The sequence below is a fragment of the Streptomyces sp. NPDC046870 genome, from assembly GCF_040704595.1.
Lineage (GTDB): Bacteria > Actinomycetota > Actinomycetes > Streptomycetales > Streptomycetaceae > Streptomyces > Streptomyces argyrophylli.
Window position 1 is genome coordinate 58,024 of the sequence record NZ_JBEYXM010000029.1, and the last position, 23,334, is coordinate 81,357.

Below are 23,334 nucleotides of genomic sequence, written 5' to 3' on the forward strand. Positions count from 1 at the left end.
CCCGGACCACGTGGGGCGACGGGCAACCCTGGCCGAAGCGGCCTAGTCGCCGTCGCCGCCCGGCCTGTTGGCCAGGCGGGTGAGCCATTCGGTGAGCAGATGGTGCTCGCCCGGGCTGAAGGGCTGCCGGCCGTCCTCCTCGTCGAGCAGGGCCTTGAGCGCCACGGCGTGCCGGGCGCCGCGATCGGCCCGCGACTCGGCCGCGCCGGTGTCCGGTTCGTCCGCGATCAGGGCCGCGAGGACGGCGTCCCGCGTGTTCTCCGACAGGCCCTCGTGCTCGGCGAGCCGCCCGGCGGCGCTCGCGCTGATCAGCGTGACGGTCACACCGATGCCCGCCGCGTGGATCATCGCGGCCGCGGCCTCGACGCTCATGCGCAGCCGGCCCGCCTCGGCGACCCGGGTGACGAGGCGCACCAGGATGTCGTAGGCCTCACCCATGACCGTGGCGCCCTCGCCCGGCCGGGGGTCGGTGTACAGCAGCCGGTAGAGGGCCGGGTTGGCGAGCCCGAAGGCCACGTGCAGGTCCCAGCCGTGCCGCAGTTGGTCGACCGCGTCGCCGGAGGCGAGGTTGGCCTGCTTCTCGGCGAGGTAGGAGGCGAAGCCGCGCCGGGCGACCTCGTCGAGGAGCCCCTGCATGTCGCCGAACTGCCGGTAGATGGTCTGGGCCTGTACGCCCGCGGCCGCGCTGACGGAACGCGTGGAGACCGCCTCCCGGCCGCCTTCGGCGAGCAGGTCGGCCGCTGCCCGCAGGATCCGCTCGCGCGGCTGCGGGATCGTGTCGGGTGCTGTCATGCAATCAATGATAACGGTTGACTGTGATCGATGCTCGCACGGCGTGCGCTCGCGCACGGCTCACGCGCCCGCCGGCCGCGCTCGGCGTCCGCCGTACGCGGCGACTCCGTGCACATGCACGCGGGTGACGTGCACACCTCCGGTCGCCGCCGTCGCGTCGCACACGTCGGCCAGCGGCGGTACGGCGCTCAGGACGCTTCGGGCGCCGTACCGCTGGATCGTCCAGGCCGAGCAGACCGTACGCTCGCCCGACGTGCCCCGCAGGACCAGGTACCGCAGGCCCTGGCGGGGCTCCGCGGCGAGGCGCAGGCCGACGACCGGTCGGGCGAAGAGCCGGGTGAAGTACTGGCTCGCGTACCGGGGGCCGGCATCGTCCGGCGCGAACAGCCGCTGGAAGGCGGCGGGGTCCCGGGCGCGGACGGCCGCCGTCGCGGCGGTCCGCAGTGCGCTGACGCTGCTCGCCCCCCGGTCGGCCGGGGCCCCGCCGCCCTCTTCGTCGATGAAGTAACAGATCACCGCCAGCCACAGGGCCACCAGGGCGCAGATCACCCACAGCCAGGGGAACCTCGGGATTCGTCGCATGCCGCGTCTGCCGTTTCGGGTCCTGGGTCGGCCGGGAGGAGAGTGCTTCCGCGTACCAGGATCGCCGCCGTGCGCCCGCGCCGCGATGGAGCCGCCCCCACCCGCCCCGCCCCGCGGTGGTGGGGAGATCCCCAGGGGCCGGGCCGGGTGCACCGGCCGGGGCGCTCGGGTCCGTGCGGAAACCCCCTTCCGCGCCGAGCGGTAACGTGGGGCTGACCCTATGGTTCAGCACGCGGAGCACGAGGCATTCTGGTGAGCATGTCCGTCAACATCGTGGTCGTGGACGACGACCCGGGATTCCGCCGCATCGCCAGGCTGCTGCTGACCGCGCGTGGTCTGCACGTCGTCGCGGAGTCGGAGGACGGCGCGTCGGCTCTGGCGGCGGTGCGTGCCCACCGACCGGACGGACTGCTGCTCGACCTGCACCTTCCCGACCGTGACGGCGTGGCCGTCGCGCGGATGCTGCGCGAGGAGGAACAGCCGCCCCGGATCGTGCTGACCTCCACGGAGCAGTCGTTCTGGTCCGCGGAGGAGCTGGAGCAGGCGGGAATCGAGTCCTTCATCGCCAAGGACCGGCTGTTCGACGCCGATCTCAAGGGCATCTTCCGCCCGCCGTCCGAGGATCCGGCCGTGGAACCCACTGTCTGAGCCCACTGCCCGAGGCCGCTGACCGAGCCCGCTGTCCGAGGCGGTCCGGCACGCACGGCCGGCATCCGGTGACGTCCGCCCTCCCGTGCGTCCCGCTCCTTCGGCGTGCGCTTTTCCGGCGGCTCCCTCATGTCCACGTACTCCCGGCCGACACGCCCGACCACGTCCATCCCGTGCCGCCCCGGCCCCGCTGCCGCCGGTTGTTATCGATGCTCACAAAAAAACGTTGCCATCATTCCGATCCCTTGTTATCGTCGATAACGCAAGGACGAGATCGGCGATTCTCATCCGCCGGGTCCGGCACCTTGCCCCACCACACGAAGGAGTGGTCACGATGACCGAAACGAAGACCCGCGTCGCACTGGTCACCGGCGGCACCGGAGGCATCGGCCGGGCCGTGGTCGACCGCCTGGCCCAGGACGGTCTCGCCCTCGCTGTGCACTACGCAGGCAACAAGGCCAAGGCCGAGGAGGCCGTCGAGGCCGTCAGGGCCCGCGGCGGCAAGGCCGTCGCGGTGGGCGGCGACGTGGCCGACGAGGTCGCCATGACCGCGGCCTTCGACGCCGTCGAGGCGGAGTTCGGCGGCATCGACGTCGTGGTCAACTCGGCGGGCATCATGCTCCTGTCGCCGATCGCCACGCTCGACTTGGACGACCTGGACCGCATGCACCGCACCAACATCCGCGGCACCTTCGTCGTCTCCCAGCAGGCGGCCCGCCGGCTGCGCCGCGGTGGCGCGCTGATCAACGTCTCCTCCTCCCTCACCCGGCTCCAGTTCCCCACCTACGGCGCCTACGCCGCGAGCAAGGGCGCTGTCGAGGCGATGACCCTGGTGCTCGCCCGTGAACTGCGGGGCAGGGACATCACCGTCAACGCCGTCGCCCCCGGCCCCACCGCCACCCCGCTCTTCCTCGAGGGCAAGGACCAGGCGGCGCTCGACAACCTCGCCAACGCGGCCCCGCTGGAGCGGCTCGGCACCCCGGCGGACATCGCGGAGGCCGTCGCCTTCCTGGCCGGGCCGGCCCGCTGGATCAACGGCCAGACCATCTACGCCAACGGCGGCATCGCCTGACACCGGCGACTCCTCCCGGCCCCCGCCCTCACCCGCCCCACCCCTTCGGCAACCAACCCCGCGGTCAAGGAGATCCCCATGAGCAGGATCGTCGTCATCACCGGTGCCTCCAGCGGCTTCGGCGCGCTCACCGCGCGCGCCCTCGCAGACGCCGGCAACACCGTCTACGCCGGGATGCGGGAGACCACCGGCCGGAACGCGCCCCAGGTCCGCGCCGCCGCCGACTACGCCGAGGAACACGGCGTCGACCTGCGCTCCATCGAACTGGACGTCAACTCCGACGACTCCGTCGACTCGGCCGTCGAGCGGGTGATCGGCGAGCACGGCCGTGTCGACGTCGTGATCCACAACGCCGGTCACATGGTCACCGGTCCGGCCGAGGCCTTCACCCCGGAGCAGTTGGCGCAGCTGTACGACGTCAACGTGCTGTCCACGCAGCGGGTCAACCGGGCCGTGCTGCCGCACCTGCGCCAGGCCGGCCGAGGCCTGGTCGTGTGGGTCTCCAGCTCCAGCGTCAAGGGCGGCACCCCGCCCTACCTCGCCCCCTACTTCGCCGCCAAGGCCGCGATGGACTCCCTCGCGGTCAGCTACGCCGGCGAACTCGCCCGCTGGGGCGTCGAGACGTCGATCGTGGTGCCCGGTTCCTTCACCAGCGGCACCAACCACTTCGCCCACTCCGGCCACCCGGCCGACGGCGCCGTCGAGGCGGAGTACGAGACCAGGTACCCGGGACTGCTCCAGCAGGTCTCCGGGAAGCTCGCGGCGCTCGCCCCCGAGGGCGCCGAGGCCTCGCTGGTCTCCGACGAGATCGCCCGGATCGTGGCCCTGCCCGACGGCGAGCGCCCCTTCCGGGTCCACATCGACCCGGCGAACGACGGCTCCGAAACGGTCTCCGAGGTCGCCGACCGGATCCGCCGCGAGTTCCTGACCCGGATCGGCCTGGACGACCTGCTGACCGTCCGCCCGGCCGCCGCCTGACGGCACCCGTCACGGGCGTCACGCACGCCGGCGCGCTCGGCATCAGCCCGCGGACGGTGCCCCGTGTCACCTCGCGGGAGTTCGTGCCACCGAGGCACACCGCCGAGCAGCCCGTCCCGGCCGGGGCCCCGATCACCGGGGGCCGTAGCCGATCCGCCGGCTCCCGCGTCGCCTCGCTCCACCACCCGTCGCCCCGCGCCTCGCACGTTCATGTGATGCGGAACGGCCGCACCGCTGGAAGGCTCAACGGCAGCGGAGGACCGACGGAAGGTGCGTGGCATGGGATGCGTGACGGTGGGCCGGGAGAACTCCGAGTCGTACGAGAGCACCGCCGAGCGGCTGCCCGGGCTGATCAAGGACCTGATGTTCGTGACGGTCGAGGGCGGCCCGCACGACATCGCCTGGACCCGCCCGGAGGAAGTCGGCACCGCCCTGCCGGAGTTCCTCGCCAAGTGACCGCGCCGAGCCCCGACCAGTCCCCGTGGCCCGGGCGGAGCGGGGTCACCCGGCACCTGCTGACCCTCGCGGCCGGAGCGGCGAACGCCTTCGGCTTCCTCGCCCTCGACGGTGTCTTCACCAGCGTCGTCACGGCCAACTCCGCGCTCCTCGGCCTGCACCTGGGCGACGCCCACCTGGCCGCCGCCCGCCTCGTCGCCGTAGCCCTGCTCGGCTATGTCGTCGGGGCGGCGGCCGGCGGTGTGGTGGCGGCCGGCCGGGGCCGGCTCCGGGGCGCGGGCATCCGGGGCGGCCTGCTCCTGGAGGCCCTGCTGCTGTGGCTGGTGGTCGGCGGCTGGCTGGGCTGGCACACGGCACCGCACGGCGCCGCCCGCACCCTGCTGCTGTTCCTCACGGCCCTCGCCATGGGCTGCCAGAACGGCAGTGTCCGGGTCACCGCCGGCAGCGAGATCACCACCGCCTATCTGACGGGCCTGCTCACCTCGACCGTCACGGCGTTCGCCACCCGGGGACGCCTGCGGACCCGCAGCGTCGGCATCGTGGCCGCGCTGATCGCCGGGGCGGCGGTCGAGGGCGCCGTCCACCGCTGGCTGCGCCCCGGGGCCCCGCTCGTGCCGGCCCTGCTCGTCACCGCGGCGCTGGCGGCGACCTGGCTGCGCGCGCCGACCCGCCCGGCCGCCGTCCCGCCGTAGCCCCGAGCCCGCTGAGCCATCCCGTCTCCGAGGCACGGCCCGATTCGACGAAGAGAGCGCACGACATGACCGCATCCGATGTTGACCCGACGCCGAACCCCCGCCCGCAGGACGGCGCGGTCGGCCGTTCGGCCACCGGCGGCGACGGCCCGGCCGGTGACGCGCGGCCGGCGCACCGCCCCTACCACCACCCGGCGGCCGGCTGGGGCGCCGCCAAGAGCGTCGGCCGGGTGCTGATCAAGGAACGGGCGTTGTTCGAGGGGCCCCGGGCCATCCGCAGGATGAACCACGAGAACGGCGGCTTCGACTGCCCGGGCTGCGCCTGGCCCGACGACACCAAGGGCCTCAAGCTCGACATCTGCGAGAACGGCATCAAGCACGTCACCTGGGAGATGACCGGCAAGCGGGTCGGCGCCGACTTCTTCGCCCGGCACACCGTCTCCGAGCTGTCCGCGTGGTCCGACTTCGCCCTGGAGGACCAGGGCCGGCTGACCGAGCCCCTCGTCTACGACGAGACGAGCGACCGGTACGCACCGATCACCTGGCAGGACGCCTTCGCCCTCGTCGGCCGTGCACTGCGCGCCCTGGACAGCCCCGACGAGGCCGCCTTCTACACCTCGGGCCGGCTGAGCAACGAGGCGACCTTCCTCTACCAGCTGATGGCCCGGGAGTTCGGCACCAACAACCTGCCCGACTGCTCCAACATGTGCCACGAGGCGTCCGGCCGGGCGCTGACGGCGGCCCTCGGCACCGGCAAGGGAACCGTCGACCTCAAGGACTGGGAGACCGCCGACGCCCTGTTCGTCATGGGCGTCAACGCGGCCTCCAACGCCCCCCGCATGCTCACCGCGCTCGCCGAGGCCTACCGCAGGGGCGCGCAGATCGTCCATGTGAACCCCCTGGTCGAGGCGGCGGCGACCAGCACGATCGTGCCGCACGAGTTCACGGACATGGCCCTGTTCAAGGCCACCCGCACCAGCACCCTCAACCTCCAGGTCCGCGCGGGCGGCGACATGGCCCTGCTGCGGGGCATCGCCAAGGCCGTCCTGGAGGAGAGCCGCAGCGACCCCCGGGCGCTCGACTCGGAGTTCATCGAGCGCCACACCCACGGCTTCGAGGCCTACCGAGAGCTGTGCGAGGCCACCTCCTGGGAGGAACTGGAGGAGCAGTCCGGCCTCACCCGGGCCGACATCCTCAAGGCCGCCGGGATCTACTCCCGCTCCGACCGCACCCTGATCAGCTGGTGCCTCGGCCTCACCCAGCACGAGCACGGCGTCGACACCGTCCGCGAGATCGTCAACGTCCTGCTGCTGCGCGGAAACCTCGGCCGCGAGGGCGCCGGCCCCTCGCCGGTGCGCGGGCACAGCAACGTCCAGGGCAACCGCACCTGCGGCATCGACCACCGGCCCCGGCCCGAGTTCCTGGACCGGCTCGCCGACGTCTGCCGCATCGACCCGCCGCGCGAACACGGCATGGACACGGTCGACACCATCGAGGCCATGAACCGGGGCCGGGTGAAGGTCTTCGTCGGCATGGGCGGCAACTTCGTGCTCGCCGCGCCGGACACCGCGTACACTTCCCGGGGACTGCGCAACTGCGACCTCACCGTGCACGTCAGCACCAAGCTCAACCGCAGCCACCTCGTGCACGGCCGCACGGCGCTGATCCTGCCCTGCCTCGGCCGCACCGAGAAGGACCACCAGCGGCGCGGCCTCCAGTCCGTCTCCGTGGAGGACTCGATGAGCATGGTGCACCTGTCGGCCGGCATGAAGAAGCCCGCCTCCCCGCACCTGCTGTCCGAGCCGGCCATCATCGCCGGCATGGCGCGGGCCACCCTCCCGGACAGCGCGACGCCCTGGGAGTCGTACGTCGAGGACTACGACCGCGTCCGCGACACCATGGCGAAGGTCCTGGACGGGTTCGAGGACTTCAACCGCAGGGTGCGGCTCCCGCTCGGCTTCCGCATCAGACAGCCCGCCCGGGAACTGGTCTTCCGCACCCCGTCCGGCCGTGCCGAGTTCTCCACCGCGCCACTGCCCGAGGCGCCGCCGCGGGACGACGTGCTCATCCTGCAGACCATGCGCAGCCACGACCAGTGGAACACCACGATCTACTCGGCCGACGACCGCTACCGCGGCATCAGCAACCTGCGCACCCTCGTCCTGATGAACGGCGACGACATGCGCGCCCGCGGCATCGCGCCCGACAGCCTCGTCGACATCACCGCCACCGCCCGCGACGGCAGTCGGCGGCACTTGAAGCGGTACACGGCGATCGAGTACAGCATGCCCAGGGGCTGCGCCGCCGGGTACATGCCGGAGATGAACGTCCTGGTCGCCGCCGGCGACTACAGCAAGCAGAGCAACCAGCCCCTGATGAAGAACATCAAGGTGCGGGTCGCGCCCAGTGCCGAGGAGTGACCGGCCGTGACGACCGCCGGCACGCTCGCCTCCCTGCTCGCACTGGCCGCCGCGGACCCCGCGCAACTGCTGCCCGCCCGGGAGCAGATGGCCTTCACCCTCGGGTTCCACATCATCCTCGTGCCGTTCGGCGTCGCCCTGACCACCCTCATGCTGATCGCGCACTGGCGCGGGCTGCGCAAGGGGGACACCGAGGCGCTGCGGCTCGCCCGCCGCTGGTCGAAGGTGGCCGCCGTGCTGTTCGCGGTCGGTGCCATCACCGGGACCGTCCTCTCCTTCGAACTGGGCATCCTGTGGCCCCGGCTGATGGGCGACTACGGCTCCGCCTTCGGCTTCCCCTTCGCCATCGAGGGCCTGTTCTTCTTCCTCGAAGCGATCTTCGTGGCCCTCTACATCTACGGCTGGGACCGGATGCCGCCCTGGGCGCACTTCTGGACCGGGGTGCCCGTGTCCCTGGCCGGCGTCGGCGGGACCGCCTCGGTCGTCGCCGCCAACGCCTGGATGAACCAGCCAGGCGGCATCACCGTCGAGCACGGCAAGGTGGTCGCCGTCCGGCCCGTCGAGGTGTTCTTCAACGACGCCTTCTGGCTGGAGTTCTGGCACATGCTGATCGCGGCGTACATCGTCGCCGGTTTCGTCGTGGCCGGCGTCTACGCGGTGGGCATGCTGCGCGGCCGGCGCGACCGCTACCACCGGGTCGGCTTCCTCACCGGCTTCGTCACCGCGGCCTGCGCGCTGCCGGTGCAGATCGTCGTCGGTGACACCATCGCCCGGCAGGTCTTCGACGACGAACCGGCGAAGTTCGCGGCCCTGGAACTGCTGCCCGGCACCGGCTCGCACGTCCCCGAGACCCTCGGCGGCGTCCTGGTCGACGGCAAGGTGCGCTACGGCATCGAGATCCCCGACATGGCGTCCCTGCTGGCCGGCTTCAGACCCTCGACCACCATCAAGGGGCTTCAGGCCGTCCCGGCGGACGTCCGGCCGACCGACGCGCAGGCGAACGTCGTCCACTGGGCGTTCGACATCATGGTCGGCACCTCCTTCCTCATGCTCGCCGTCGCCCTCTGGTTCGCCTGGCTGTGGTGGCGCCGCCGGCACACGCTCGCGACCGACCGCTGGTTCCTGCGGTCCGCCGCCGTGTGCGGGATCGTGGCGATCCTCTGCCTGGAGAGCGGCTGGGTGGTCACCGAGGTCGGCCGCCAGCCCTGGATCGTCGTCGGCCACCTGCTGACCCGGGACGCGGTGGCCACCCGGGGCGACCTGTGGCCCTTCTTCGGCGCCGTCCTCCTGCTCTACCTCGCCGTCGGCGCCGCCGCCCTGTGGGTGCTGCGGTCCATGACACGGCGCTGGCGGCAGCAGGGCGACGAGGCCGTCTCCGTGCCCTACGGCCCCGAACGCCCCGCCGGGACCACCGAGGGAAAGGCGTCCTGACATGGCGGACCTGGTCGCGGTGTTCCTCTTCATCGGGGTGATCGCCTACTGCGTGCTGGGCGGCGCCGACTTCGGAGCCGGGTTCTGGGACCTGGTCGCGGGCGGGGCCGGGCGCGGCCGGGAACCCCGCCACCTGATCGACGACTCCCTCGCCCCGGTGTGGGAGGCGAACCACACCTGGCTGATCTACTGCCTGGTCATGCTGTGGAGCGGCTTCCCCCCGGCGTTCGCCGCGCTGACCTCGACGCTGTACCTCCCGCTGGGGATCGCCGCGCTCGGCATCGTGCTGCGCGGCGCGGGCTTCGCCTTCCGCAAGGCCTCGATCCGCACCCCCGAGCAGCGGGTGTACGGCGCCGCGTTCGCGTTCTCCTCCGTGCTGACGCCCTACTGCTTCGGCTCGATCGCGGGCGCCCTGGCCTCCGGGCGCGTGCCCACCCGGGGCGACGGCGACCCCGTCACCAGCTGGCTGAACCCGACCGGCGCACTCGGCGGCGTGCTCGCCGTGCTGGCCTGCGCCTACCTGGCTGCCACCTACCTGACGGTGGCCGCCGACCGGCACGGGGACCCCCGCCTGTCCCGGTACTTCCGCGACCGGGCCCTCGCGGCGGGCGTCGTCACAGGCGCCGTCAGCATCGCCGGCGTCTTCGTCCTGCGGGCGGACGCCCCCCGGCTCTTCCACCAGCTCAGCCACCGTGCCCTGCCGCTCGCCCTGCTCGCGGCCCTCTGCGGTCTGCTGGGCCTCGCCCTGCTGCGCGCCGGGCGGACCCGCGGCCTGCGCGCGACCGCCGCGGCGGCCGTCGCCCTCATCGTCAGCGGCTGGGGCGTCTCCCAGTACCCCTACCTCCTCGGCACCCACCTGCCGGTGCAGGACGCGGCGGCACCGCACGCCACCCTCGCCGTCCTCGTCGGCGTCGCCTGCGCCGCGGGCGTCCTCATCCTGCCGTCCCTGGTCCTGCTGTTCCGGGTCATGGGCCGCGCCGACGTCGCGGACCCGGCCTCGCACGAGACACCGTGAGCGGGGGCCCGGGGACGGAGGCGACCCACCCTGTGCCCGGCGGACACCTCAGGTTCCGCTCCCGCCCGGCCGGGCCGGTCCCGGCACGGACGCCGTACCGGGCCCCCGGCCGGCCGGACTCCCCGCCGTCGCGTGGACACGCGGCCGCCCGGGGCGCGCAGGGTCCGGTCCCCCGCGTCCGGCGCCGGGGCCGCCCGCGAAGCCGTCACGCGGGTCCGGGCGATCTCCTCCCGGTCCCCGCGGGACGGGAGCCGCTCAGCCGGCGCGCAGCAGCTCCAGCAGCTCGCGCGCGTACGTGAGGGACTCCTCCACCGTCTCCGCCTCGTACATGGTGTCCACCATGACGTGCTCGACGCCCGTCCGGTCGTGCACGGAACGGATCGCGTCCGCCACCGCCCGCACGCCCGTGCCCGTGGAGACGTTGATCCGCAGCACGGTGTCGATGTCCCCCGGGTCCCGCCCGGCGGCACGCGCCCACGTGTCGAGCTGCGCCCGCTGGGCGGTCAGGCCGTCGGTGTCCACGTATTCCGGCACCACGCACAGCGGCAGCCACCCGTCCGCGCGCCGCGCGACCCGGCGCAGCGCCCGCTCGGAGAGCGCGCCCAGGTACACCGGGGGCCGCGGCGGCCGGGCCGGCTTGAGCGGGGCGTGGTGCCGGGGCACCGACAGCAGCGCCCCGGAGTACCCGGCGGGATCATCGGTCCACACGGCTTCGAGCGCGTCGAGCAGTTCGTCCAGCAGGGCCCCGCGCCGGCGGAAGTCCCGTCCCGCGGCCTCGTACTCCTCCGGCGACCAGCCGATGCCGAACCCGGCCAGCAGCCGGCCGCCGCTGATCAGGTCGATGGTGGTCAGCGCCCGGGCCAGTTGCACGGGCGGATACAGGGGTGCCACGAGCACATGGGAACCGAGCAGCACCCGCTCGGTCGCGGCGGCGGCCACCCCGAGGAGCACGAAGGGGTCGGCGGCAGGGTTGAGCTCCGGCGGAATGGTGGTGCCCTGTCCGCCGTAGCCGACGCTGGGCCGCACAGCCGCGAGGTTGCGGTCGCCCACCCAGAGGCTCGCTGCCCCCGCCCGTTCCACCTCCCGCGCGAAGTCCGCGACCCGGGCGACCTCGAACGCCTGACGGTGGAACTGGGGGAGTGCGAATCCGATGCGCATGGCTGCCTTCGCGGGGTGGGCCGACGAGTGGGCCCAGCGTACACACGCCGAGGCATGTACCGACACACACGTGTGTCCTCGGCCGCGCAAGGTGTCCGCCCGTGTCAGCGCGGACTGTCGCGCGCGGGCCCCGGGTTCGCCCTAGAGTGTGGCTGATCCACGTAATCGTCCGTCGCCGAATCGGCTGGGAAGGGTATGACACACATGGCCCAAGACGTCCCCGAACCGGTGCCCCAGATGGTCCTGTCCCCGCTGACCAGCGCGGCGATCTTCCTGGTGGTCACCATCGACAGCGGCGGGGAGACCACGGTCCGCGAGCTGCTGTCCGACGTCGGCTCACTGGAACGGGCCGTGGGGTTCCGCGCCCAGCCCGAGGGCCGGCTCAGCTGTGTCACCAGTATCGGCTCGCACGCCTGGGACCGCCTGTTCGGCGGGCCGCGCCCGGCCCGGCTGCACCCCTTCCGGGAACTGAGGGGACCGGTGCACCGGGCCGTGGCCACCCCCGGCGACCTGCTCTTCCACATCCGGGCCGCGCGGCTCGACCTGTGCTTCGCGCTGGCCACGGAGATCATGAGCCGGCTGCGCGGCGCGGTCACGGTCCAGGACGAGGTGCAGGGCTTCAAGTACTTCGACGAACGCGACCTGCTCGGCTTCGTCGACGGCACGGAGAACCCGACGGGTGCCGCGGCGCGCGCGGCCGTCCTCATCGGCGACGAGGACCCGCCGTTCGCGGGCGGCAGCTACGTCGTCGTCCAGAAGTACCTGCACGACCTGGAGGCCTGGGAGGCCCTGCCGGTCGAGGCACAGGAGCGGGTGATCGGCCGGCGCAAGCTGTCCGACGTGGAACTCGCCGACGACGTCAAACCGGCCGACTCACACGTTACCCTCACCACCGTCACCGACCCGGACGGCACCGAACACGAGATCCTGCGCGACAACATGCCCTTCGGCGCGGCCGGCCGGGGGGAGTTCGGCACCTACTTCATCGGCTACGCCCGCACCCCCGAGGTGACGGAGACGATGCTGGAGCGGATGTTCCTGGGCACGGAGTCGGCGCCGCACGACCGGATCCTGGACTTCTCCACCGCGGTCACCGGCACCCTGTTCTTCACGCCGTCCGCGGACTTCCTCGAAGACCTCCCCGAGCCGCCGGCCGCCGGGGCCGTCGCCGCCGCCACACCGACCGACAGCCAGGTCCGATCCTCCGGGTCCTCCCTCGGGATCGGCAGCATGAAGCGGAGCCTTTCCCGATGAACAACCTGCACCGTGAACTCGCGCCCGTCTCCGAGGCCGCGTGGGCCGACCTGGAGGAGGAGGCCCGCCGCACCTTCAAGCGCCATGTCGCCGCCCGCCGCATCGTCGACGTCCCCGAACCGGGCGGCGTCGGGCTCGCCGGCGTGGGCACCGGTCACCTGGACGCCCTCGACACCCCCGCGGACGGGGTGATCGCGCACACCCGCCGCTTCCAGCCGCTGGTCGAACTGCGGGTGCCGTTCACCGTGGACCGCCGGCAGGTGGACGACGTCGCCCGGGGCGCCAAGGACGCCGACTGGCAGCCGGTGAAGGACGCGGCCCGGCGGCTGGCGTTCGCCGAGGACCGGGCCGTGTTCGAGGGCTACCCGGCGGCCGGGATCACCGGGCTGCGGGCGAGTTCGTCCAACCCGGAGCTGACGCTCCCCGCCGATGTGCGCGACTACCCGGACGCCGTCAGCCAGGCGGTCACGGCCCTGCGCCTGGCCGGTGTGGACGGCGCCTACACGCTGGCGCTGAGCGCCGAGGCGTACACGGCCGTCAGCGAGACCTCCGACCACGGCTACCCGGTCATCAAGCACCTCGCCCGGCTGCTCGACGGCGACATCGTCTGGGCGCCCGCGATCGACGGCGCCTTCCTGCTCTCCACCCGCGGCGGCGACTTCGAACTGCGCCTCGGCCAGGACGTGTCGATCGGCTACCTGTCGCACGACGCGACGAGCGTCACTCTGTACTTCCAGGAGACCCTGACCTTCCTGGCGTACACCGGCGAGGCCGTGGTGGCCCTGTCACCCGCCCCGGCCGGCGCCTGACGCGCGAGCGGCACCGGGTGGACGTGCGGCCACCCGGTGCCGCGCCGTTCCCGGCGCGGGCGCGCCGGCAGGACGGGCCGTGGAGTGCGTCTACCGAAGGGAGGGGTGCAGCCTCTCGCGTGCGCTCCACGGTTCCTGGTCCACGCCCGCTCCGTCCAGCGTCATCCCGGCGAAGACCCCCAAGGCTCCCGAGACCACGCCCAGCAGCAGGGCGGCCCAGTACGGGACGACGTCCAGCAGGAACGGCACGGCCAGGAGAGCGCCGACCGCCGCGACACCGAGGTGCCAGCCGTGCACCTTGGCGAAGTAACGGGACGGCCGGGGAAGCGGAGCGACACCGAGAGCGGCATCGGTCTCGTGCACCGGTGCGGCACCCCCGCGCAGGTAGCCCGCGTGGTCCTCCTCGTGCGTCACGCCCCACACCACGTGGCCGGAGTCGGAGACGAAGGCGGCGGAGACCTTGCGCTCCTTGTCGGTGCCCGCGATGTCCCGCCACCGGGTCGGCCAGCACAGCCAGCCGCCGTGACCCCGGAGCTGGGCGGCGGCATGCGTGAGGTGTTTCTCGCTGACGACGACGCTGTGACCGACGTGCGTGGTCCGGAGCCGGACGACCGGTTGCCCGGCGGTCTCGTCCTCGGGCACCAGCTCGATGAAATAGCGGGACGTGACGCCGATCTGACCGACGCCCTTCCCCGTCGGGTACCGGTACGCCTCGCGCACCGGGGTGCCGAACAGGACGCGGACCGCGTGCACGCGTCCCGCGGCGGCGTCCTCCTTGAGCATGCGCTGCGAGCGGTCCAGACAACTCTGGAGCAGGGACAGGCAGCACAGGGACAGCCCTGCGCCGAAGACGAAGGTGACCACGACGTACAGGGCGCCCAGGAGCGACCCGCGCCCCTCGTTGGCGGCGCAGGCGGCGACGTAGGGGGCCCAGACGGTGAGGTAGGCCGTGGCGACGAGCCCCCAGTCGTGGCGCACCGCTCCCAGGTGACCGGGGATCGTCTCCCGGGCGGGAGCCGTCGCCGGCAGCGGCTCCACGACAGGGGCCGACCGGGAGGCCAGCAACCAGCCCAGGGCGAACAGCGCCGCCAAGGCCAGCGGTACGAGTATGTCGAGGCGCGGGCCCGTGTCGTTGCGGATCGAGGCCGCGCCCCATGCGGCGGCTGCCGACAAGAGGGCCGCCGTCCCCAGAGCGTCGGCGAGCGTCGTGGAACGGTGCTGCATGCGGCCTCCCCCTGACCCCTGGCGCGCGAATCCTGTGCGCGGCAAGGAGATTACGCCCTGTTGATCGAGTTGCGGAAGGCACGGAGGAACACCGCCGCCCCGCTCCGGTCAGGCACAGGGCCGGTTGCGGGGGAGCGGACCGGACGAGGCCGCACCGGCCCCGCTCACGAGGCCGAGCCGGTACTCGCGGTGACGACCATTCGGAGTGGAGCCGGCGGTCGGCCGGTGGGGTACGGGGCTACTCCGGGGAGTGGGTGAGCAGGTGGTCGATGGCCTCGCTGACGTCGTCGACGGTGTGGTGCGGGGTGTTCAGGCCGTCGGGCCAGGTGCGGCCCCGGACCCATATCGTGCGCAGGCCGGCGCCGTAGCCGCCGGCGATGTCGGCTTCCGGGTCGTCGCCCGTCATCCAGTCGCCCGGAGTGAGCTGGGTGCCGCACCGGGCGGCCGCGAGCTCGAAGAGCCTGGGATCCGGTTTGCGGACGTCGATGTCGCCGGAGGCGGCGATGCCGTCGATCAGGTCGGCGAGCCCGGTCGCACGCACTTTGGCGCGCTGGATGTCGCTGGCTCCGTTCGTGGCAACGCCGATGCTCCAGCCGGCCTCCTTCAGGCGGGCGAGCGCGGCGAGCACGGTGGGGCGGCAGGTCACGGCGGACGCCATGCGGTCGATGTAGACCCGCCAGAGGTGATCGCCGGACTCGGCGATCGGGAAGGCGGCGCGCAGGCGGTCGAAGTCCGACCGGTCGGCCCGGTCGGCGAGTTCGGTCAGCAGCCAGGTCTCGATCTCGGGGCCGTAGCCGTGGTCGTGGCTGAGGGTGGCTATGGCGTCGGCGACGGCACTGGTGCGGTCCACCAGGGTGCCGTCCAAGTCGAAGATCGCGAGTCTCACGAGCACGGACCCTACCCGGCCCCCTCCGGACAGGGACAGATGCGGGTAACCCCCCTGTGCGACGACCGGCCTGCCGGATGGTGGCGGACGAGCCGGTCCACGAGGGTGAGGGGGTTGTGCACGCGTACGGACCAGGAGGTCCCATGCAGACCCGCCGCACCGCCCTGCTGTCGGCCGTAGCCGCCGCCGTCACCCTGTCCGCCGCCTCCGCGCGTACCGCTTCCGCCGCCCCGCGCGCGGCCCGGCTCGTGCGGCTGACGCTGCCCGCGCCCAGTGGGCCGTGCCCCGTGGGGACGGTTTCGCTGCGCCTCGTCGATGCCTCGCGTCCCGATCCCTGGACGACCTCGCAGCCGTACCGGGAGCTCATGATCGGCATCCGCTACCCGGCCCGCGCCGTAGGCACGTACCCGGCCGCACCGCAGATGCTCCCCGGGGAGGCCGCCGGGTTCGCCGCTCTGAACAACCTCTCCGGTGTGCCGGGCGACGAGGTCGACTGGTCCGCCACGCGTACCCACGCTCACGAAGGCGCCCCGGCCGACCGGGACGGAGGCCCGTACCCCGTCGTCTGCTACTCACCCGGTGCCGGGGACCCGCGTTCCCTGGGCACCACGCTCTGCGACGACCTCGCCTCCCGGGGCCATGTCGTGGTGACGATCGATCACACCTACGACGCCACGGCTGTTCAGTTCCCCGGCGGTCGCGTCGAGAGCACCGTCCTTCCCGCGGAGTACGCCAAGGCGTACCCGGACCCGGACCGCATCACCGCGCTCCTGCGCAAGACGCTGGCCGTGCGGGTGGCCGACACCCGCTTCGTCCTCGACGCACTGCCCCGGGCGCTGCCCCGGGGCCTGCGCGGCATCCTGGACCTGGACCGCATCGGCATGTTCGGCCAGTCGGCGGGGGGTTTCACGGCCTTGCAGGCGATGCACGACGACCCGCGCATCGCGGCGGCGGCCGACCTCGACGGCGTTCTCGCCTACGTCCAGGACGACAGCACCCCCGGCAGCCTCTCCTCCGTCGCCGCCGACGGCCTCGACCGACCCTTCCTGCTGATCGGCAAGGAGGGCAACGACCTTGGCACCGTGCCGTCCTGGGACTCCCTGTGGGGGCACGGTCACGGCTGGCGCCGGGGCCTGAGCCTGCGTGGCGCGGAACACGCGACCTACACCGACGCGGAGGCGGTCGTCCCGCAGATCGCCCATCGGCTCGGCCTCCCCCGTGAGACGGTCGTCGAGAACATCGGCACCATCGCGCCACGGCGCGCGATCGACGCCCAACGGGCCTACCTCGCCGCCTTCTTCGACCGCTGGCTGCGCGGCCGGGACGACCAGGGCCTGCTGGACGGCCCGTCGGACCGCTATCCGGAGGCGCGCTTCTTCCCCCGGTGACCGCTCACCCACCCGGAAGACGATCACCCCCTTCCGCACGGCCGGCCCCTGGCTCCGAGCCGGACCTCACCTCATGTGGGTGACCTTCTCTCGGCCTGCTTTCCGCAAGCCGGGCCGGCGGCGCGGGGTTCGCACGCGGGGGCAGAAACCATCCTGCCTCCCGAGGCCGCCTGTCCGGAAAACCTGTTTGCACACACATTCCCCTTTCTGCGCCCTCGGGGCGCCGCCACGATCGGTTGTGCGGTCCGCCGCAGGGCGGGCGGAGACGGTCGGATCTCGGTACGAGGGGTGCGATATGGCGGTACGTCGGAAACGTGCGGGGCGGCTGCGAGGGACGCTCTCGCGAGTGGTGGAGGGACGACGATGAGCACTGCTCCGACGGCCACGGCCGGTGAGCCCTCCGCCCCGCCGATCAGCACGGTCGCGGGGACCGGCGTCGCGGGGTACAAGGGGGACAACGAGCCCGCCGTGTCGGCTCAGCTGAACCGTCCGTACGGGGTCGCGGTGGACGGCACCGGCACCCTCTACTTCTGCGACTTCCAGAACCACCGGGTCCGGAAGGTCACGACCGACGGCAGGATCAGCACGGTCGCGGGGACCGGCGTCGCGGGGTTCAGCGGGGACAACGGGCCCGCCGTCTCCGCACAGTTGAACTGGCCGCGGGAGATCGCGGTGGACCGCGCGGGCGCCGTCTATGTCGTCGACGCCAACAACCACCGGGTACGGAAGATCACGGCCGACGGGAAGATCACCACGGTCGCCGGCACGGGCGTCGCCGCGTTCGGCGGTGACGGCGGCCCCGCCACCGCCGCCCGGCTGAACCTCCCGGTGGGAGTGGCGGTCGGCGGTGACGGCGTTCTCTACGTCACCGAGTACGTCAACAACCGCGTCCGGAAGATCACGGCCGACGGGACGATCAGCACGGTCGCGGGGACCGGGGCCGTGGGCTTCGCGGGAGACGGCGGCCCGGCGGTCTCGGCCCAGCTGAACCGCCCGCACGCGGTGGCGGTGGACGGCGAGGGTGTCCTCTACATCGCCGACGGCGAGAACCACCGGGTCCGGAAGGTCACGGCCGACGGGAAGATCGGCACGGTCGCCGGCACGGGCGCCGCGGGCTTCGGCGGTGACGGCGGCCCGGCTGCCTCGGCCCAGTTGTACCTCCCCGTGGGGCTCGCGCTGGACAGCACCGGCGCCCTCTACATCGCCGAGTTCCGTAACCACCGGGTCCGGAAGGTCACGGCCGACGGAAGGATCGGCACGGTCGCCGGCACGGGCGCCGCGGGCTTCGGCGGTGACGGCGGCCCGGGTGCTTCCGCCCAGCTGAACCACCCGTTCGGGCTCGCCGTGGACTGCGTCGACACCCTGTACATCGCCGACGACCTCAACCACCGGATCCGGAAGATCGTGTCGACGAGGATGAAGGGGCTGCCCGAGTCCGGCACGGTGGTCTCCTGGGCCAACGTCCGCAGCCGGCTGCGGATGGGGGTGTGGCGTGAGTCGACCAGGGACGGGGCCGAGATCCACCAGGTGCTCGCCGCGCCCAGGGACCACCAGCGGTGGCGGCTGGTGGCGGCGGGCCAGGACGACGGCGATGTCCTGTACAGGATCGAGAACCTGCGCAGCGGCAAGGTCCTGGAGGTCGTCGGAGCGGGGGAGGCGGCCGGGGCGGTGGTCGCGCAGCGCGCCTACGGGGGCCCTGACGCACACCACCAGCAGTGGCGGCTGATCCCCGTCGGCCCGGTGGACGGCGCCCCGCGCGTGTACGAGATCGCGAACCGGAACAGCGGCCTGCTGCTGCGGGTCGACACCAACGCCCGTACGGTGATCACCCAGGACGGGGCCGGAGGCGACCACCGGGGCCGGCAGTGGCAGCTGCTGCCCGTGTGACGCGCGGAAGGGTCAGGGGCGCCTGCGCCCCTGACCCTGCGCAACCCGTGTCCTCAGCCGGAAGCGGACGGGTCCTCGGCGGTCGGCTTGGCCGCCTTGGGTGCCTCCGGGGCCTTGGGGGGTTTGGTGAGGTCGCTCTTCCTGGGCCTGGTCTCCAGATCCTCGTCCTTCTGCAGACCGCTGTGCTGCGTGACGGTCGTACTGGACTCCCGCATGCCGGCGGCGGCGGCCTCGGACACCGACCCGGGATTCCCGGCGTACCGGGCCTGTTCACCGGCCGACGCCTGGGTGGTCTGGATGAAGGAGCCGAGGAAGCCCAGGACGGCCCGTGCCTCGGGGGACGTCTCCCGCACGACCTTCGCGCGCGAGGAGGCTCCGTGGATCGCGTCGCCGAACAGGCTCGTGCTCGTGTCGTCGTACGTGTCGCCGTCGGCGTCCTCGAAGTCGACGCCGGCACCGGGCTGCGGCTTCGAGCTGTCGGTGGTCACCGAGAAGAGCCCCGCGCTCCTGCCCGCGAAGCCGAAGATGTTGTCGAACACCATGGTCGTCACCCCTGGTCGTCGTCGTGGCGGCGCCGCCCGCCGTCATGGCTGCTTGTAGAGCGCTCGTGGGCTGTAGGTCAGGTTCTCCACGTCGAGCATCGTGTGGTCGACCTCCAGGGCGGAGACGACCTCGGCCAGCCCCTTCATCCGGAAACCGCCGCCGGCCAGGTCGATGTCGCCGATGTCACGGGCGACGAGCCCGTCCAGGCCGGGGTACCCGGGCTGCGGGGGAGACAGGACGGCCACCGGCACGTCGTACTTCACCGCGATCAGTCCGGAGAAGGTCACCGGGATCTCGTAGGTGAACTGCTTGCGGGTGCGCCGCTGCGTCACGATGGTCTGCACGCGGGAGCCCGCCGGGACCTGACCCGAGATCTGCGACTTGGAGGCCCAGCTGGTGGTCAGGGAGCCGCCGACGGAGGCCGAGATGCCCAGCAGCAACGAGGCGTTGAGCGTGGCGGTCCCGGTGGCGCTGCCTTGAGTGGTGAATCCCACCGAGTTCGTCACCGTGTTCGTCGCGGAGTTCCCCGCCGAGTTCGTCGTGCCCGTGTCGGTGGCGTTGGCGTTGTCGACCCCGATGTTGTCCTTGCTGTTCTTGTTGGTCACGGTGGTCGTGTTCTTGTTCGTCATGTCGTTGCGCAGCTGCGTGCCGAGCTGGGACTGCAGGTCCATCCGCAGCTGGTTCTGCAACTGCAACTGGAGCTGTGCGCTGACACTGCCGCCGAAGGTGAGCTTCGCCTCTCCGTGGAGCGACCACGTGACCCCGTTCGACACCGTGAAATCGACCGAGTCGGTGAAGGTCATGGCCGTCGTCTGGCTGCGGTTGACGTAGGTCCGCGAGGAGAACGTCTCGGGTGGGGGCTGGCCGATGTCGCCCCGTTCCTCGATCAGCGGTTCCCCGAGGTTCATATAGGCGAGCCAGCCCAGCTGGGAAGCGGTTCCGGGAAAACTCCCGAAACTCGACTTGTTCACGGAGAACCCGACGGGCTTGTGCTTGACACCGTTGGTGTCGACGTAGACCAGGTTGGGATGGTTGAGGATGGACTGCCAGGTCTGCTCGATGTCCAGTTCCCGCAGGTTCCTCTTCGTCAGCGGCTGACGCTTGGCACGTTCCAGGATGTACGCGGTGGAAGACATTCCCCGTCCTCGGCTGATTCCGGATTGAACCGCGCTCGGTCCGACAATCGAAACTAGCATGGGCGGAATTTCGCGGGAAGGTGTCTCCAAGTATCACCCCCTATCGGGTGATTGAGGTTCCCCGGCCGCTCAACTCCCCTATTTCCAGGGTACGTTGTGAAACTGTCGAGCATTCGGCCGGCGACTTTCCCCTTTCGGCCGTCCATGACATTTCGGTGGCCGTTTCGGCCGGTAATTCCACGGTCTGTGGTTCCCCGCATCCAGAAAAGGTGAGGTTTCCGCGATGTACACCCAAGAACGCACGACGCTGACGAATCTGGTGGTCGGCGGCCCGGTCGCGGTGAACAGCTACGACAACGCGATCGTGGCGGCGCTGGTCGAGAACCGGCCGGTCATGCTCGTCCACGCCTTCAACGGCGGCTATCTGCGACCCGCCGAACTGAAGGCGGACAGCCACGACAAGGGGGTCAAGCTGGCCACGGCGCTCGAGCCGGCCACCAAGGAGGCCGGCGGCCACCTCTGGCACATCACCCCCGCCGGCTTCTTCGGGCAGCGGCCGCTGTACTTCATCGAGAGCGCGGCGGGCCAGGTGCCGCCCAAGCCCGCCCCGGCAGGCACGGCCGACACCGGCCGCGGCGACGACGGTGTGCCGAAGCCGCAGCGCAGGCGCGTCACGGTCCACCGGGACGCCCCCAAGAGCACCGCCGACACCGTCCAGGTGGGCCTTCCCGACAAGGTCGGCGACAACTGGCGGGGCAAGAACGGCGCGATCGAGGACACCCAGCTCTGGGTCGTCACGGTCACGCCGTGGGGCGGGATCACCTTCGTGCCGATCACCCACCCCGACGCCATCCTCGGCTTCAAGGACCACGCGGTGACGGCCGACAGCGAGGTGCGCGTCACCTACAACTGGGGCGGAGACTTCACCGGCACGGTCATCAACACGTTCTACCCGCGGCTGCCCAACGAGTGGGACGTCCCCTACCACCACGTCTTCACGTGATCCGCGGCCACCGCCGCACCACACCCGTCCCCGGCCACCGCCCCCACCGCCTGGAGGAGGCACCACCATGCCCGTGCCCACGGAAGAACTGAAACTGGAGATCGTCAACGCCGCCACGGGGAAGACCCTCGGCACCAGGGCCACGCCGGGAGCGGACGGGGCCCTCGTCGTCCGGGACTTCCCCGACGGCGGCCCGAGACCGCAGCGCTGGCAACTCGTCCCGGTGCGGCCCGCGCAGGGCGCACAAGCACCGGTGGAACAGACCTATGTGATCCGCGAAGCGGCCGGCGGCAAGGTGCTCGACAACCCCGCCGCCGCGGACCGCGGCGTTCGCCAGTGGGACGCCACCGTCGGCAGACAGGGCCAGCAGTGGCACGTCGTCCCCGTCGCGGGCGAAGCGGGCCTGTACTTCATCGAGGGCGTCACCGACGGTACCGTCCTCGACCTCGCCGACCCCGGTCCCGACGACACCCGGGTCGTCCTGCGCGCGTACGACGAGAACGCGGAGAGCCAGCGGTGGCGGTTCGTCACGGCCGAGCCCGAGCGCACCAGCGACGCCGCACTGCGCTGGGCGGCCCTGAGCCACTGGAACGGCCGACGGTCCTGGCGGCTGACCCGCTCGGCCGCGTTGCGCCCGGCACCCGGCGCGACGCCCTCCTTCAGCGACATGCTGCTGGTCCTCCCACGCTTCGGGAGCGACCAGGACGCCGGCGGCTGGAAGAGCGACGGGACCGGCCGCTCGCCCGGCGTGCCCGGCTGGTGGGCCGGGCCCGGGGCGCGGTTCCTCGCCGACACCACGGGAGCAGGACGGGCGGACATCGTGGGTCTCAGACCCGGGCGGGGAGCCGTGACGTCGTCCGGCGAAGGCGACGGCACCTTCCAGGACGACGAGCGTGTCCTGCACCCGCCCGCGCCCTCCCCGGGCCCCGGGGACCTGTGGACCCTCGCGGACACGACGGGCGACGGCAGGCCCGACGTCGTCGTGCTCGCCGTCGACGGCGTCCGGGTGTCGGTTCAGGACGCGGCGGGCTCCTTCGCGCCGGCGGGCGGCAAGCTGGTCCTCAAGGCGTTCGGGCACGGCCGGCAGGCCGGCGGATGGCTCGGCGACAAGCATCCCCGCTTCCTCGTCGACACCACCGGTGACGGGCGCGCCGACATCGTCGGCTGCCACGACGACGGCGTCTGGGTCTCCCTCCAGGACGACGAGGGGAACTTCGCCCCGATCGGCGACGAACCGGTGCTCAGGGCGTTCGGCCACGACGAGAAGGCGGGGGGCTGGCGTGTCGGCAGGCATCCCCGTTTCCTCGTCGACATCACCGGTGACGGGCGCGCCGACATCGTCGGCTGTCACGACGACGGCGTCTGGGTCTCCCTCCAGGACGAGGACGGCACGTTCGCCGAACCCCTGTACGTCCTCGACGACTTCGGCGTCGACCAAGGGTGGAGCTCGGTCGAGGAACACCCCCGCTTCCTGGTCGGCACCACCGGCGGCGGGGCCGTCGACATCATCGGGTTCGGCCCGCAGGGCGTCGTCGTCTCGCGCGGACGCGGCGACGGCACGTTCGAACCCCCGAAGCTCGTCCTGAACGACTTCGGACGCGCCCAGGGGTGGACGGGGGGCAAGCACCTCCGCTTCCCCGCGGACGTCACCGGTGACGGCCACCCGGACCTCGTCGGCTTCGGTGACGAGGGGGTCTGGGTGTCCCGCAACCGCGGCGACGGCCGGTTCGAGCAGGCCCGGCTGGTGTGCCGCGGGTTCGGCCACGACGACGACGCCGGTGCCTGGCGGGTCGACCGGCATCCCCGTTTCCTCGCCGACATCACCGGTGACGGACGCGTCGACATCGTCGGCTTCGGCGGGCCGGGCGTGTACGTGGCCCGGAACCTCCACCGCCGCTTCCGCACCCGGTGACCCGTCCACAGACCCGCGCAGCCGCACCACGGTGACCCCCCACCGGTG

The 23,334-nt window shown here is 72.3% G+C and carries 21 protein-coding genes; 14 read left to right on the forward strand and 7 right to left on the reverse strand.

Translation table 11 applies throughout. The features are described 5' to 3' along the window. Window positions 1–42 precede the first annotated feature (42 nt). Window positions 43–792 (reverse strand): TetR/AcrR family transcriptional regulator, encoded by a 750-nt coding sequence (locus AB0946_RS36410; protein WP_366764993.1) that lies wholly within the window; start codon window positions 790–792, stop codon window positions 43–45. Window positions 793–852: 60 nt separating this feature from the next. Then, on the reverse strand, window positions 853–1,374 hold the full coding sequence (locus AB0946_RS36415; RefSeq protein WP_366764994.1) for a hypothetical protein: 522 nt from the start codon (window positions 1,372–1,374) through the stop codon (window positions 853–855). A 258-nt stretch (window positions 1,375–1,632) separates the two neighbouring features. Here AB0946_RS36415 and AB0946_RS36420 point away from each other — a divergent pair, with 258 nt between their 5' ends. The 8 genes from AB0946_RS36420 (at window position 1,633) to AB0946_RS36455 (ending at window position 10,086) form a co-directional block, all read left to right on the forward strand. Then, window positions 1,633–2,022: a response regulator gene (locus AB0946_RS36420; RefSeq protein WP_366764995.1), complete on the forward strand. Its 390-nt coding sequence runs from the start codon at window positions 1,633–1,635 to the stop codon at window positions 2,020–2,022. 334 nt (window positions 2,023–2,356) lie between these two features. Next, entirely contained in the window at window positions 2,357–3,094 is a 738-nt protein-coding gene (locus AB0946_RS36425) for an SDR family oxidoreductase (protein WP_366764996.1), read from the forward strand. A 78-nt stretch (window positions 3,095–3,172) separates the two neighbouring features. After that, window positions 3,173–4,072, forward strand: a complete 900-nt coding sequence (locus AB0946_RS36430; RefSeq protein WP_366764997.1) for an SDR family oxidoreductase — start codon at window positions 3,173–3,175, stop codon at window positions 4,070–4,072. A 279-nt stretch (window positions 4,073–4,351) separates the two neighbouring features. Further along, entirely contained in the window at window positions 4,352–4,528 is a 177-nt protein-coding gene (locus AB0946_RS36435) for a hypothetical protein (RefSeq protein WP_366764998.1), read from the forward strand. Next, window positions 4,525–5,220, forward strand: a complete 696-nt coding sequence (locus AB0946_RS36440; protein ID WP_366764999.1) for a DUF1275 family protein — start codon at window positions 4,525–4,527, stop codon at window positions 5,218–5,220. Before AB0946_RS36435 ends, AB0946_RS36440 begins: the two co-directional genes overlap by 4 nt. Before the next feature lie 65 nt (window positions 5,221–5,285). Then, window positions 5,286–7,640, forward strand: coding sequence for an FdhF/YdeP family oxidoreductase (locus AB0946_RS36445; protein WP_366765000.1), 2,355 nt, complete (start codon window positions 5,286–5,288; stop codon window positions 7,638–7,640). 6 nt (window positions 7,641–7,646) lie between these two features. After that, the gene (locus AB0946_RS36450; RefSeq protein ID WP_366765001.1) at window positions 7,647–9,071 is read left to right on the forward strand and encodes a cytochrome ubiquinol oxidase subunit I; all 1,425 of its coding nucleotides are present in this window, start codon (window positions 7,647–7,649) and stop codon (window positions 9,069–9,071) included. A 1-nt stretch (window position 9,072) separates the two neighbouring features. Then, complete coding sequence (locus AB0946_RS36455) at window positions 9,073–10,086, forward strand: cytochrome d ubiquinol oxidase subunit II (protein ID WP_366765002.1); 1,014 nt, start codon at window positions 9,073–9,075, stop codon at window positions 10,084–10,086. A gap of 255 nt (window positions 10,087–10,341) precedes the next feature. On the opposite strand, the gene AB0946_RS36460 is transcribed toward AB0946_RS36455, so the two are convergent. Beyond that, complete coding sequence (locus tag AB0946_RS36460) at window positions 10,342–11,244, reverse strand: TIGR03619 family F420-dependent LLM class oxidoreductase (protein ID WP_366765003.1); 903 nt, start codon at window positions 11,242–11,244, stop codon at window positions 10,342–10,344. Window positions 11,245–11,448: 204 nt separating this feature from the next. Between AB0946_RS36460 and AB0946_RS36465 the strand changes: the two genes are divergently transcribed. After that, window positions 11,449–12,498 carry a Dyp-type peroxidase gene (locus tag AB0946_RS36465; RefSeq protein ID WP_366765004.1) on the forward strand — a complete coding sequence of 350 codons (1,050 nt, stop codon included), beginning with the start codon at window positions 11,449–11,451 and terminating at the stop codon, window positions 12,496–12,498. Beyond that, entirely contained in the window at window positions 12,495–13,307 is an 813-nt protein-coding gene (locus AB0946_RS36470) for a family 1 encapsulin nanocompartment shell protein (protein WP_366765005.1), read from the forward strand. Before AB0946_RS36465 ends, AB0946_RS36470 begins: the two co-directional genes overlap by 4 nt. 90 nt (window positions 13,308–13,397) lie before the next feature. On the opposite strand, the gene AB0946_RS36475 is transcribed toward AB0946_RS36470, so the two are convergent. Further along, entirely contained in the window at window positions 13,398–14,531 is a 1,134-nt protein-coding gene (locus AB0946_RS36475; RefSeq protein WP_366765006.1) for a hypothetical protein, read from the reverse strand. 238 nt (window positions 14,532–14,769) lie between these two features. After that, window positions 14,770–15,417 carry an HAD family hydrolase gene (locus AB0946_RS36480; protein ID WP_366765007.1) on the reverse strand — a complete coding sequence of 216 codons (648 nt, stop codon included), beginning with the start codon at window positions 15,415–15,417 and terminating at the stop codon, window positions 14,770–14,772. A gap of 143 nt (window positions 15,418–15,560) precedes the next feature. Between AB0946_RS36480 and AB0946_RS36485 the strand changes: the two genes are divergently transcribed. After that, the gene (locus tag AB0946_RS36485) at window positions 15,561–16,805 is read left to right on the forward strand and encodes a hydrolase (protein WP_366765008.1); all 1,245 of its coding nucleotides are present in this window, start codon (window positions 15,561–15,563) and stop codon (window positions 16,803–16,805) included. 363 nt (window positions 16,806–17,168) lie between these two features. Further along, on the forward strand, window positions 17,169–18,692 hold the full coding sequence (locus tag AB0946_RS36490; RefSeq protein WP_366765009.1) for an RICIN domain-containing protein: 1,524 nt from the start codon (window positions 17,169–17,171) through the stop codon (window positions 18,690–18,692). 53 nt (window positions 18,693–18,745) lie between these two features. Here the strand turns inward: AB0946_RS36490 and AB0946_RS36495 are convergent, their stop codons facing one another. Further along, window positions 18,746–19,234 carry a hypothetical protein gene (locus AB0946_RS36495; protein ID WP_366765010.1) on the reverse strand — a complete coding sequence of 163 codons (489 nt, stop codon included), beginning with the start codon at window positions 19,232–19,234 and terminating at the stop codon, window positions 18,746–18,748. A 42-nt stretch (window positions 19,235–19,276) separates the two neighbouring features. After that, a complete protein-coding gene (locus AB0946_RS36500) occupies window positions 19,277–20,371 on the reverse strand; it encodes a hypothetical protein (protein WP_366765011.1) in 1,095 nt (364 codons plus the stop codon). A 283-nt stretch (window positions 20,372–20,654) separates the two neighbouring features. Between AB0946_RS36500 and AB0946_RS36505 the strand changes: the two genes are divergently transcribed. Next, complete coding sequence (locus AB0946_RS36505; RefSeq protein WP_366765012.1) at window positions 20,655–21,374, forward strand: hypothetical protein; 720 nt, start codon at window positions 20,655–20,657, stop codon at window positions 21,372–21,374. Window positions 21,375–21,441: 67 nt separating this feature from the next. Continuing rightward, entirely contained in the window at window positions 21,442–23,286 is a 1,845-nt protein-coding gene (locus tag AB0946_RS36510; RefSeq protein WP_366765013.1) for an FG-GAP-like repeat-containing protein, read from the forward strand. The last annotated feature ends 48 nt before the right edge of the window (window positions 23,287–23,334 follow it).